Raw genomic sequence first — 12933 nt, 5'->3', positions numbered from 1 at the left:
CAGCAAAATCAAAAAAGAGTCCAGTCAAACTGTTACTTTATTTTGAAACCGTTCCCAGAGCTTCCGCCGTTGTAATGTTTTCATTTTTATAGTCTCTTTCAATCAGCCCGTCCCGCATGCGCACGATCCGGTGGGCATGATCAGCAATATCAGGTTCGTGGGTGACCAAAATGATCGTATTGCCTGCTTTGTGGATTTGTTCGAACAAGACCATGATTTCGTAAGAAGTCGCAGAGTCGAGGTTACCTGTAGGTTCGTCAGCCAGAATGATCGAAGGATCATTGACCAGAGCCCGGGCGATGGCCACCCTTTGTCTTTGTCCACCCGAAAGTTCATTGGGGTTGTGATCCATACGATCAGCGAGTCCAACTGCCTCCAACATGGCACGAGCTTTTTCCAAACGGGCATTTTTGCTGATGCCTGCATAGACTAAAGGTAGTGCAACATTTTCTAGTGCTGAAAGCCGGGGTAACAAGTTGAACGTTTGAAAAACGAAGCCGATTTCCTTGTTGCGCACCTCGGCCAATTCAGCATCGGTCATAGAACTCACATTGACGCTGTTTAAGAAGTAGTCTCCACCGGAGGGGGTATCCAAACAGCCCAATACGTTCATCAAGGTTGACTTTCCTGAACCAGAAGGTCCCATCAGTGCGACATATTCATTTTTAAAAATATTCAGACTCACCGACTGAAGAGCATTCACCTGGGTTTCACCCATGATGTAGGTCTTCTTGAGCTCACGAAAAGAAATGATCGGTTCCATGTACAAAGATTTGTGTTGTCTGTGCAAATTGCACTTTAAAGATCAATCACCTTTGGTACCATAAAGAAAGTCCCGTCTTGTTGGGGCGCATTGGATAAGGCTTTTTCCCGGTCTACCTGGTTTTGTACCTGATCTTCGCGCCAGACGTTGACATCTTCGTTTAGGTATACCAAAGGCTCTACATCATTGGTATCTAATTCCTGAAGCTTCTCCACCATAGTCAAAATATTACTAAGGTCCTTTTGCAAGGATTGGCGTTCGGCATCAGAAAGTTCTAAACGGGCCAAATGTTCCAGTCTCGAAATTAAAGTTCCAGTGATCGTCATGATAAATTCTTAGATAAGTAGGCGATTTTGTTCGACAGCGGCAAAAATACACTTAATCCTTGCATTAATTTTCTAAACTTCTTAAAGGATAATTCGTCCTGCTCAACAAAAAACGTATTTTAGCCGCGTCACAAAGCATAGGGGCGATAAAAAAATAAATGTTCATTTTGCCAAAGGAGTAGCTAAGTAAACGCTCCATTTAAAGTGTCTTAGCTAATCCTTTGGCCTAAAAAAAAATGAACATTTATTTTGCCCCACTACATAGTTAGTTTAGATCAAAATATGAATCAGCAAGACCAAGTCTCCAAAATCAAGCACGTGGCCATTGCCGGAAATATTGGCGCCGGAAAAACGACCCTTTGTACCCAATTGGGCAAAAGTTTCAACTGGGACATTCACTACGAATCCGCCGACGATAATCCTTACCTCGTTGATTTTTACAACGACATGAACCGTTGGTCATTCAACCTGCAAATTTACTTTTTAAACAGCAGGTACCAGCAGATTTTGTCCATTCTCAGCGGAGAAAAAACCGTAATCCAGGATCGTACCATCTACGAAGATGCTTACATTTTTGCCCGCAACCTATACGACATGGGTTTGATGACCGGGCGGGACTACCACAATTACCTGGACTTGTTCGAAACCATGTCTTCACAAATCCAGCCACCAGATCTCCTCATTTACCTGCGCGCCAGCATTCCCACGCTCGTGGACCACATCCAAATGCGGGGACGGGATTACGAAGGCAGCATTAGTTTGGACTACCTACGCCGCCTCAACGAAAAGTACGAAGCCTGGATTGAAACCTATAACCACGGCCGACTGCTCATCATCAATGCCGATGACATTGACTTTGCTCGTAGCCAGGATGACTTGTCCAAGGTAGTAAATATGGTACAAGGTGAGTTGCACGGGTTATTTTAACATCTAATGAAATATTCACTGCCCATCCTGTTTTCAGTCTTTATTTTGGGTAATGTCATCGCTCAAAAAGCAGCATTTGTGCTGGGGCATGTAGATACCCTTTATTCCAATACTTTAGCAGAAAAAAGAGTATTGAACATCTTTTTGCCCAGTGGCTATTCACCGGATTCTGCGCATACTTATCCAGTGATCTACCTGCTCGATGGTGCTGCTGATGAAGATTTTATCCACATCGCGGGCCTGGTACAATTTGCCAGTTTCTCCTGGGTTGAACATTTGCCACCTTCCATTTTAGTCGGCATTGCCAATACCGATCGCAAGCGAGATTTCACCTACACCTCGGCCACCGGGTTCAAGTTCCCTCCGGAATTGGCAGCCTTTCAAAGTGCCTACAAAAATGCTGGCGGATCAGCCCGTTTTATGGATTTTGTTGAAAAAGAATTGCAGCCCTACATCGATCAAACCTACAAGACCAATGCGGAAAGAACCTTGATCGGTCAGTCTCTGGCTGGGCTCATGGCCACAGAATTTTTGCTAAAAAAGCCACAACTGTTCAATAAGTACATCATCATGAGTCCAAGTTTGTGGTGGGACAATGAGTCTTTGTTACAGATACAACCAGCTCAACCCAAGCCTGGAACCAAAGTATACATAGCAGTGGGTAAGGAAGGTAAAATGATGGAAAACGATGCCCGAAATTTAGCCAAACTGCTCCAAAAAAGCCAAAAATTCCCCAACTTGCTTTTTGAGTTTTTGCCCGAGGAGAATCATGGAACGATTTTGCATCCTGCTGTGGCCAGGGCGTTTAAGTTTTTTAATCAAAAGAAGTAAATATAATGGTAGAATGAGGTAAATATTCTTAATTTCATCCAATGAATACAGGTGAAATGGGAAATAATCCTACTCCATCCAAAGATGTTTTCTGCGTATCTTGCCAAACTCAACTCAAGGGAGATTACTGTCATCACTGTGGAGAAAAACAGCTTGAGCCAGAGCATGACTTCAACTTGTTCTATTTCCTACGGGAAACACTTGAGCAGTACCTGAACTTTGATGCAAAAGTTTTGCGGAGTTTTAACCTGTTCTTTATTCAGCCAGGAAGCCTTACCCTAGCTTGGATTCAGGGCCAGCGTAAAGCATACATGAAACCCTTAACCCTTTTTTTGACGGTGGCTGTAGCCGTTCATTTTTTCCTACCAACAACCAATGTCTACTTTGAATTACTGGATGAATTGATCAGTGGTTACAATAATGGCAACCGGCTTCAAAATGTTCTTGGATACAACATGGCTCAGGCCATACAACTTAAAAGCCAGGCATTGAACATCACTCCTAGCGAATTTTACACCCTGGCTTTCAAAAAATGTTGGGAAAGTTCAAAGTTGTATCTAATCGCAATTCCCCCATTCTGGGCTTTGTTTATCTGGGGACTTTATTACGTTCAACACCGCTTTTACCTCCCCCACTTGGTTTTCGCCCTGCATGGTTTTGCTTTTTTTATGGCTATTGATTTGCTCTTCCTCCTCATTATGTCTGATTTGCTAAAGTTCAACTCTATTGATGATTTATGGTTTTTGCCCTTGTTTATAGGATACGGGGTTTATTTGTGGAGGTCTTTACAAAAAGTCTACGGTAAAATTTCCTGGACCTGGCAAACTTTGAAATTCCTGGGCGCACTGATTTCTTTAATTTTCAGCATCATTTTCTACCGCCAAATCATAACTGTTTTGACGGTTGTGGGGATGTAGGAACTTCTTTGATTTTTTAACTTTGGTCAAACGTTAACCAAAAAAACAAAACAATGAAAAGTCCGATTTGTGCAATTCTACCCGGCCTTAGCTTGGTACTCCTGTGCTGCGCAATGCTATTGCCTGCTTGCCAGACAACTGCGACCTTAAAAAATAGTTCTTCCAATTCCAGCGGAGCCGCCTTTCAGGCCTTACTTGATAGTGCGATCAACGACAAAATGCCCGGCATTCTGGTGCATGTGGAAAGCCCCAAACATAAAATCTCCTGGAGTGGTGCTGCTGGGGTGTCCGACACCAAAACCCAAAACAAGCTTCAGCCAGATCAAACCTTTCGAATTGCCAGTGTCACCAAAACCTTTGTGGCTTGTTCCATTCTTCGGCTTTGGGAACAGGGAAAACTGGCCCTGACCGACCCCATCAGTAAATACATTTCTCCAGAACATACCGCCATTTTGATTGAAGGTGGTTATCAACCCGATCAAATCACCATTCGGCACCTGCTCACCCATTCCAGCGGAATGTTTGACCACGCAGCGGCTCAGATTTATCTTGAAAAAATCCAAAACGATCCTACCCATCACTGGACCCGCACTGAACAGCTACGAGGCTGCATCACCTGGGGAAAACTCCTGGGCAAGCCGGGAGAAAAATTCAGCTATTCTGATACGGGATACACCCTTCTTGGCGAAACCCTTGAAAAAATTACGGGTAAAACTATGGGTGATGCAATTGAGAATTTGCTTAAACTCAAAGCCCTTGGCTTGAAAAACACCTGGGTTGAAAACGAGGCCAACCTCCACCGCAATGACCTCAAACGCATCCATCAATACCTCGACGGTGTGGACACTTACCACTACCATGCTTCCCTGGATTTGTACGGAGGCGGTGGACTCTTGTCAACGAGCAAGGATTTGGCCATTTATTTTCAAAATTTATTCAACCACAAAGTCTTCGACAAACCAGCTACCCTGGACACTATGCTGGCCAAACGCAACTATGCCGTCAAACCCCGCATGGATTACCGCATGGGCATGTATTTCATACAGCTAAATGGTGTAGATGCCTACACCCATTCGGGCTTTTGGGGAACTCAGGTGGCTTTTGTGCCCAGCATGAACGCTACCATCGCGGCCAATTACAGTCAGGCTTGGACAGTACGTGGCAATGCACCGGTTTTGGCTAAAGCATTGGCTGTTTTGCAAAAACAATAATTTATTCCACAATCACCACCTTCTTCGTCAATTGCTCGCCTTCACCCGTAATGCGCAAGTAATACACCCCAGGAGCCAAGCGGCCGCCCTCATGCAGGGAAAAACCGGCTTGAAACTGATCCATTTCCATTTTCCAGGATTTGAGTTTTGCCCCCTGCTGGTTGATCAGCTCAAGTTGCAGGGCAGGGTGCGTAGCGGGTAGTTCGAGTTTGATTTCATTCGCGCTGCTGGAAATCGGGTTGGGATATACCCTGACTGCCATATTTTGAAAAGCTGAAAGGCCATCCTGGGTCGGAGTGCTGGTTTTGCTGAAATATTGCTCCCCAAAAGCAAAAGCCGCTTTGCCAATTTTTTCGCCAATCAAGCGCCCGGGAATGTCATCAGCAGGTGGGTGAATGCCACCCCAAATACGCGACAAACTCGACTGATCGGAAGCATCCCGGTAAGTGGCCCATTGCAAAATCACGTCAACGCTAGGGCCTTCTTCAAACTTTAGGTATTCGTTCTTTTTGGCCACGAACTCGCCCATACCTCCCGGAAAATAAGCATCGCCAGTCAACATCGTCAACACTTCTGCTCCCGTGCGGGAAAAAGTGGAATGCCCGGAAACCAGCCCAGCGAAGGGTGGAGATACAAAAGTAGGCCGTTGGTAAGGCCACCAACCTTCTGCCAAAATCCAGCTAACTCCGGCATAAGTCGTTTCAGGGTTTGGGATAAAATTGGGACCGCGCCAGGCACGCACTTTGACTTTGCCAAGGTCACTTCCTTTTGCCCAGGTCAGGGTATCGGCTGGCTGAACGGTTTCGATCAAACCTGGGACCAGCTGCATCCCTTGTGCTGAAAAATGGCCGAGCTTGTTGTCGCTGGATTGTCCTTTGGTAGCCATATACCTGATGGCACTGACCGGACGTACATAGTCGTACCAACCCTTAATACCCCAGGCAGTGACCGCGGCATCGTGTAAAGCACCACCCAGGATAAAATAAGTCTTGACATCCCATTCCAGAGGGCTAAGCTCTTCACCTTGCCCTTTAAACTTGCGTTTATGCGCCGGGTGATCGGCTACATAGTTCGCAATAGAAAACCAGTGCCCGGGTGGGGTTTCCGAATTTGGTCCATCGGCCCAAAACTCGGCCAGTACCCGGGTATAATCCCCACGGGGTACGATCTGTTGCGCATAAGGCTTTCCAGTAGCAGGGTTCAACTTATGACCAGTTTGGGTCACCCCCCCTTGAACGACATTGTAAAAAGCCTTGTACTCTTCAAAAGTTTTGGGCAATGTGCCTGTATTGCCAATCCCTGCTGGCGAAACGTCCCAAAGCACCCCATCGGTGGGGTCTAGATGGGCTGACCAACAAGAAACCAAATCAAAGTTCCATTTAAAGGCATCACTGGTACCTGTTCCGTCCGGACTCAATTGGGGTGGAGTTCCAGGATCGTGGTACACCCAATATTGGTTGTTGTCTCGGGTGAAAATTTTTAAATCCTGACTCTTTAAGGAAAAAGGTACGACTCGCCCCCATTCCGGAGACAAAAACAGGGGTGTATTGATGGGGATAACATTCCCCGACTGATCGATAAATACATCCAGGGAAAGGGGTTGCCAGCGGTTGGGGTTTTCCATGTTGTTACCCAATAGCTTGGTTACCAAAGGTGAATTTACCGGTTTATAAAAAGTATTGCCGTAACTATTGCGCTCATTGGAGCCATCCTGCAGGCCAAAAGCAATGAGTTGCTCTGCAATGTAATTACCCAGTGCGGCGGCAGTACCCGTGCTGTAATTGGTGGAGGTGAAGCTGCCATCATAGCCTAAGGCAACAAACAAACTATCGATGTAAGGCAAACTTTTGGCTGCCCCAGGTGAAGTTTTAAAGCGGTGATTCAGCAGGCGATACATGGCATAACTGATGGCTTCTTCTCTTGCAGTCTGGATGTTCAAGGGAGTTGGAACTCCATTAAAAGGGCAAGTATACGTGCCCAGTTTTTTACCCAAAAAGAAGGTTTGAACCGAAGGATCGTAGGCGGCCCAGGCATCGTACATCGCCACTGAAGTGTGGAAAAGATTGCGGGCGTGAACCGTAGGTCGGGCAAAGTCGTTTCGAATGGCTAGCAAGGTTGCTTCATTCCATTTTCTGGCTACAGAATGTTGTGCCTGGGAATGACTGGCGATGCATAGTATTAGGCCAAAGAAAATGAAAAAGTGTAGAGTACCTTGTCTCATGGGAATCGTATTTTATCTTGCAGGCGAATTAACTTAAAAAAACCGACATGATCCAAGAAATTACGCATAAATACAAATGCCAGTTTGTTTTGGTATTTTGTTTATGCCTCAGTGGCCTTTTGCCTGCTCAAACTTTGCAGGTCATGACCTTTAATATTCGTTACAACACCACTCAGGATGGAGAAAACCAGTGGTCAAAGCGCAAAGAAAATTTGGCCAGCATGTTGCCTTTTTACGAGGTGGATATTTGTGGCATGCAGGAAGCCTTAGTTGGTCAAATCAGGGATGTAGTCAACGCTCAACCACAATATACCTACCTCGGAGTAGGTCGTGATGATGGCAAAGAGGGCGGGGAATTCTCCCCAATCTTGTACCGCAAAGATAAATTTGAAGTGCTCAGTAGTGCTACATTTTGGCTGAGCGAATCTCCCGACTTACCCAGCAAGGGATGGGATGCCAACCTGAATCGGATTGTCACCTGGGCAAAATTCAAAGACAAAAAGAGCAAAAAAGTGTTTTTCGTCTTCAATACCCATTATGATCATATTGGTAAAATTGCCCGGCGGGAAAGCTCCAAATTGCTGCTGCAAAAAGTAAAAGAAATTGCCGGAAATACGCCAGCTATCATCACTGGCGATTTCAACGCCACACCTGATGATGAGCCAATCAAGGTGTTGGTAGACTCAAGCAATCCAGATAGGCTAACCGATACCGAAAAAATATCACTGAGCCCTCATTTTGGCCCGTACAGTACTTTCAATGGGTTTGAAGCCAAAGAGCAAGAGGGTCGGCAGATTGATTACATTTTCACCAAAAACCCTGGCAAGTTCAAAGTACTCAAACATGCTACCTTGAGCAACACCTGGGGTGGAAGGTTTGCTTCAGATCACCATGCGGTAATGGTGGTGTTGGGGTGGTAGTTATAAACTTAGGTGTTTCTTTAGTGCCTTGGGATTCTTAGGTGGTAAAATAGTTTTTTCTTTTCACCACCTAAGAATCCCAAGGCACTAAAGAAACACCTAAGGAATATTGCGCCTCATCTTGCGTATCGATTAAAAGCTCAAAATTCCTATCGTGCGGTCCAGCCCCCATCCACCGTCACCATACTCCCGACCATATAACTGGCAGCATCGCTGGCCAAAAAAATCGCTGCACCCTGGATTTCTTTCAACTCGGCCCAACGGCCCAGTGCTGTAGCCCCTACCACAAACTTTTTACCCTCCTCAGTATCCGCAATTGGCAAGTTCATTTCAGTTAAAAATGGCCCGGGGCAAATGGCGTTGACATTGATGTTGTAGGGCGCCATTTCCAGGCCCAGTGCACGCGTCATTTGTACTACTGCCCCCTTACTTGAGGTGTAGGGTGTACGATTGGCTAAACCAACCAGGCCAAGGGTGCTGGCCAGATTGATGATGCTGCCCTTGCCCGCTTTTTTCATGTGCGGGATCACAGCCTTAGAGCACAACCAGGTACCTGTGACATTCACATTCATCACCTGATTGAAGTCTTCCAAGCTCAGTTCATCGATGGCGCCCCGGATGTTGATGCCCGCACTGTTGATCAGAATATCGATGCGGCCAAATGTATCAATGGCTTTTTGGGCCATGGCTTCGGTGTGGGCCTGGTTGCTTACATCAGCAGCGAAAGCAATGACTTGAACCGGAAAAGCTTGGGCGAGTTCGGCAACAGCTTGCAAGCCTTCATCTTCCTTGCGATTGACGAGCATGATATTGGCCCCCGCCGAAGCCAGTGCCGCGGCCATAGCCAGCCCTAGCCCTTTGGAACCTCCGGTAACGATGGCGGTTTTACCACTCAGGTCAAATAACTTGATACCAGGTAATGATTGTAGTCCTTGATCCATGTCTTTTGCTGCGAAATTGAACATATTATCCAACTAACTTAGGTGATTCCTCAGGTTCCTTCGGTTTCTTAGGTGGTTAAGATTATTTTTTTACCACCTAAGAAACCGAAGGAACCTGAGGAATCACCTAAGAGTTAGCCTAAACCTAATTTATTCTTGCTGTAGCTCAAACAATCCAGCACGTTTTTTTCCTCAAAAGCCAGCTTTTGTTCAAAATCCAGGTTTTTCACCCCCGGCAAAGTCCCCGGGTATTTTTTCGCCCGCACCAGTTGAATGGTTTTGGCTAAATCAGTAGCTGGAGTTTGAGCAAAAGTAGCCCAGTAAGCATCACTGAAACAGGGAATTTGCAGCGGATCGCGCGTGATCATCTCCAGGTTAAAATTGATGGCTGGATTCATTTTTTTGCACAAGTCTAACGCTGCGCGCAAATCGATGATCCCAGTGCCCAAAGGCACCTCTGACATCAAAAAACCCTGCTCATATTCCGCCAAGCCAACATCCTTGACGTGGGTCGAAAAAGCATAAGGTGCCAGCGCTTTTATCACTTCCATGGGGTCTTCCAACAAGGAAATGTTGTTGCCAAAATCGAGGGTTATCCCGACCCAGGGGCTAGCAAGGTCTTTGAGGATTTCCAGCAATTCAGCAGCTTTCCAGTCCTTGTGGTTTTCCACCGCTAGTTTGATTCGGTGTTTTTTGACAATAGGTTCAGCCCATTGCAGCGACTGGATGGATTGTTTTTTGAAAGCCGCAAATGCTTCCGGACTGTTGAAGGTTTCATACCTGCGGCCATTCAGGCAAACCGTACGCAACACCTGTGCACCTGCTTCTTTGGCGGCCAGTACTTCTTTTTCAAAAGTTGCCACATCCTCTGCCGTTTTGGGGAGTCCAATGCTACCCTCAAGGTAAAGCCCCAATTTCTCACGCCGATCCCGGACTTTTCTGGCAAAATCGCTGGTCCAATTGTTCAAGGTAACCTGGATTCCACCAGCACCCAGTTCGTAGCAATGTTCCAAAAGTTGAATGGCATCGGTAAAAGCCGGATAGTTTTTACTTTCGGTTTTGGCATTCCAGCGAATGGAATATGAATGGACGATGACGCCCATGGCTGATTCCTTGGTCATGGCAGATAAATAGGATAAGGGTTGTGCAAAGGCCAGCAAGCCCAAAGCGGAAGTGTGTAAAAACTCTCGACGTTGAAGGCCACTGCGCTGGGCAGTCTGATTATGAATGGATTGAAGGTGTTTTTTCATGGCACTTATTTTTGACCCTTAGGTGTTTTTACAATTGGCCATTTGGCTTTGACGTATTTGTCCAGGTCATTTACAGTCCAGGGCATCACCCGCCCTTGGGAAGTGTGCCGGGTACTGCCTACGGTACCTGGGGTAACGGGTTTGGCCTCGTTGCCCCATTCATTGCGGATGTAAGTCAATATTGCCGCGATATCCGCATCGTCCATTACCGAATGGGCTGGCATGACCGGCAAAATTTCGGGGGCTCCGTATTTTTTGCCTTGCACCACAATGGGGCCTTCCAGGCCGTGCAAGATGATCAGGGACAATCTCTTTTCATCCCCCAACACCCATTCAGACCCCGCCATGGGTGGCCCAAAACGATCCAATCCCTGGCCATTGGTTCCATGGCAGCCTGCGCAGGTGGCCAGGTATTTTTGTCTGCCAAGGGCAAATTGTTTGCTGGCTTTTTCGTCCAAGGCGTTTTGCACATTAAGGGTTAATTCAGGCTTAAAGCCAGGCCAACTGAACATGTTTTTGAGATTTGCCGCAGCGTTTGGCTCCAGGGGTAGGTCGGTTCTTTTCAACAAATCGGCCTGAGCGGGCAATGCAATGGGTTTTGCCCCTTTAAAATTGAGTGCAGCAATAGCCAAAGCATTCAGTACGACTTGTTCTTTTTTTGCAATAGGCTTCCCTTGATTGTGCAACAAATTCAGCAATTGCATGAGTTCAGTGGGGTCTTTTTTTGCCGCAATGGCCGCAGTCAACATTTCCAAAAATATTTCCCGGTTTTGTTCCGGATTTTGCCAAGCGGGGTTTTGCCAAAGTTTTTGCAAAAAAATCAACTCTAAATCCCGCAGACTACTCATTACAGCATCGCGCAGCAAGGGCAGGTCTACAAATTGATCAATGATGATTTCGTTTACCTTTAGATTGTCTGCGGAGCTCAGCATATGGGCACTCAAAGCGCATTGTAAAGCCACCTTTACCTTCGCCCCTTTGGCCAATTCAAGGACCTTTTGATCCAGTTTTTCCTGCAACTGTGGAGCCTGGTGGATAGATTTTTCCAACAATTGCAAGGCCGTAGTTTTTATAAAATATTGAGGATCATCGAGTAAGGCCAGAAGTTGAGTAGGCTTAAGTTGTCCTAGTCCTTCCAGAGTCCACAAGGCGTGGAAGCGAGCCAGGTTGAAGCTAGATTGTTGGATCAGCGTCTCCAGCAAAGGCAATGCGGCCAGATCCGCTTTTTCCACCAACAAACGTTGAGCCATATCACGCTGCCAGCCATTAGGGTGTGACAATTGAGCTACTAAAGCGGAAGTGCTCAAAGCGCTCATTTTTTCGGCCTTTTTGGGGGTCCAGTTGTTCGGAACAATCCGCCAAATACGCCCCATATGAATGGGCAAAACCAAATTTCGTTTGAGGGTTTGTTCCCTTAAATATGGCGTGACGTAAGCTCCATGCTGGATCAGTCCCCGGTACATGTCCGCCACATAAATCGCTCCATCGGGGCCAGTGGTCAAATTAACCGGGCGGCAACGTTCATCGCTGGAGGCAAAAAACTCTTTACCAGGGTTAGGGTCATAGGCATTCAGCAAGGCTCCGTTTTCCCGGACTATATTTCTTTTGATCAAATTCCCGGCGGGCTCACAAACCAGCACATTGCCGTAATATTCCTCGGGTAATACTGTAGACCGCAGTACCAAGGGAGAACAAGCAGCCGTAAACTCCAACAAACGCCCTTTTTTACTCAAGGTTCCCGGAATATAGCCACGATTGACGGCCGGAGTTGAGCGAATGGGAAACACTTTGCGGTCGATGGTCAAACCATGATCGATGCCCGAGGAATGACGGTGGTGGGGATTGCGGGTAAGACTATTGGCAGGCACCAGATCGGCATGCAATTGTGACCAGTTGTAATTGTAAAACAAACGCCCCTGATCATCGTGGCTCAGCCCCCATTGGCCTCTGAATTCGGTGCTGTCGCGTTTCCAGGCGCCATTAATTAGTCGATAGCGCAGGCGGGATTTGACGTTGTAGTACCAATTATCCGTATTGATCAGAAGTCCATTATCCGAATGCTCGGGCAAGCCATTTTTGGCATAAGTGGAATCCAGCAAAATTTGGGAATCGGCGCGTAAATCCCCATCCAAATCCTGGGTGAGCCAAAGGGCTTTACTGTGCGCAACCAGAGCACCTCCTTTGATCAAGCCCAAAGACCGGGGCATTACCAGACTGTCGAGATAGAGGGTACTTTTGTCCATCGTTCCATCACCATTGGTGTCTTCCAAAATAGAAATGCGGCCGGAAGGTAAGGTTTCACCCTTGCCGTCAATATCGGGCATAAAGCCGCGCATTTCGACTACCCACAATCGGCCATCTTCATCAAAACTCAGGGCGACAGGTTCTTGCACCAGGGGTTCTGCGGCGACCAGTTGTACTTTGAATCCGGGTTCTACCTGGAAGGTGGCAAGTTCTTCGGAGGGAGACTTGGCGGGGGATGGATCAGCGTACAATCCATACCTAAGCTCTTTTCCAGTAATGAAAAACAGCAAAATGATTGAGCAGAGTGAAAAACGAAGACGAAACATAAACTTGCGCCTGTGCTGAACTTAGTGAAAGAAAAATCTCTTTCGTAGCGAAGTTT

The 12933-nt window shown here is 46.7% G+C and carries 11 protein-coding genes; 5 read left to right on the top strand and 6 right to left on the bottom strand.

The window, feature by feature from the left end; all coding sequences use genetic code 11:
- Window positions 1-37 precede the first annotated feature (37 nt).
- Window positions 38-763: an ABC transporter ATP-binding protein gene (locus tag ACO08K_RS23135; protein ID WP_421798851.1), complete on the bottom strand. Its 726-nt coding sequence runs from the start codon at window positions 761-763 to the stop codon at window positions 38-40.
- 35 nt (window positions 764-798) lie between these two features.
- Window positions 799-1089, bottom strand: coding sequence for an Asp-tRNA(Asn)/Glu-tRNA(Gln) amidotransferase subunit GatC (gene gatC, locus ACO08K_RS23130; protein ID WP_421798850.1), 291 nt, complete (start codon window positions 1087-1089; stop codon window positions 799-801).
- 282 nt (window positions 1090-1371) lie between these two features.
- On the opposite strand from gatC, the gene ACO08K_RS23125 reads away from it, so the two are divergent.
- Genes ACO08K_RS23125 through ACO08K_RS23110 form a run of 4 tightly spaced genes read left to right on the top strand, consistent with a single transcriptional unit; the run spans window position 1372 to window position 4975 of the window.
- Window positions 1372-2016, top strand: a complete 645-nt coding sequence (locus ACO08K_RS23125; RefSeq protein WP_320029515.1) for a deoxynucleoside kinase — start codon at window positions 1372-1374, stop codon at window positions 2014-2016.
- A 6-nt stretch (window positions 2017-2022) separates the two neighbouring features.
- On the top strand, window positions 2023-2847 hold the full coding sequence (locus ACO08K_RS23120; RefSeq protein ID WP_421798849.1) for an alpha/beta hydrolase: 825 nt from the start codon (window positions 2023-2025) through the stop codon (window positions 2845-2847).
- Between the two features lie 41 nt (window positions 2848-2888).
- The gene (locus tag ACO08K_RS23115) at window positions 2889-3764 is read left to right on the top strand and encodes a DUF3667 domain-containing protein (RefSeq protein WP_421798848.1); all 876 of its coding nucleotides are present in this window, start codon (window positions 2889-2891) and stop codon (window positions 3762-3764) included.
- 53 nt (window positions 3765-3817) lie between these two features.
- The gene (locus ACO08K_RS23110) at window positions 3818-4975 is read left to right on the top strand and encodes a serine hydrolase domain-containing protein (RefSeq protein ID WP_421798847.1); all 1158 of its coding nucleotides are present in this window, start codon (window positions 3818-3820) and stop codon (window positions 4973-4975) included.
- A 1-nt stretch (window position 4976) separates the two neighbouring features.
- On the opposite strand, the gene ACO08K_RS23105 is transcribed toward ACO08K_RS23110, so the two are convergent.
- Complete coding sequence (locus ACO08K_RS23105; RefSeq protein ID WP_421798846.1) at window positions 4977-7196, bottom strand: DUF6851 domain-containing protein; 2220 nt, start codon at window positions 7194-7196, stop codon at window positions 4977-4979.
- A 47-nt stretch (window positions 7197-7243) separates the two neighbouring features.
- Between ACO08K_RS23105 and ACO08K_RS23100 the strand changes: the two genes are divergently transcribed.
- Window positions 7244-8116 (top strand): endonuclease/exonuclease/phosphatase family protein, encoded by an 873-nt coding sequence (locus ACO08K_RS23100; protein ID WP_421798845.1) that lies wholly within the window; start codon window positions 7244-7246, stop codon window positions 8114-8116.
- A gap of 149 nt (window positions 8117-8265) precedes the next feature.
- On the opposite strand, the gene ACO08K_RS23095 is transcribed toward ACO08K_RS23100, so the two are convergent.
- The 3 genes from ACO08K_RS23095 to ACO08K_RS23085 all read right to left on the bottom strand — a co-directional run bounded on the left by ACO08K_RS23095 (window position 8266) and on the right by ACO08K_RS23085 (window position 12877).
- On the bottom strand, window positions 8266-9057 hold the full coding sequence (locus ACO08K_RS23095) for an SDR family NAD(P)-dependent oxidoreductase (RefSeq protein ID WP_421798844.1): 792 nt from the start codon (window positions 9055-9057) through the stop codon (window positions 8266-8268).
- 134 nt (window positions 9058-9191) lie between these two features.
- A complete protein-coding gene (locus ACO08K_RS23090) occupies window positions 9192-10307 on the bottom strand; it encodes a sugar phosphate isomerase/epimerase family protein (protein WP_421798843.1) in 1116 nt (371 codons plus the stop codon).
- A 5-nt stretch (window positions 10308-10312) separates the two neighbouring features.
- Window positions 10313-12877, bottom strand: a complete 2565-nt coding sequence (locus ACO08K_RS23085; protein WP_421798842.1) for a DUF7133 domain-containing protein — start codon at window positions 12875-12877, stop codon at window positions 10313-10315.
- Window positions 12878-12933: the final 56 nt, after the last annotated feature.

Source organism: Haliscomenobacter sp. (genome assembly GCF_965225875.1).
In the GTDB taxonomy this organism is placed as follows: domain Bacteria; phylum Bacteroidota; class Bacteroidia; order Chitinophagales; family Saprospiraceae; genus Haliscomenobacter.
Note: the sequence above shows the minus strand (reverse complement) of the source record. Positions and strands in the feature narration are given on the sequence as shown.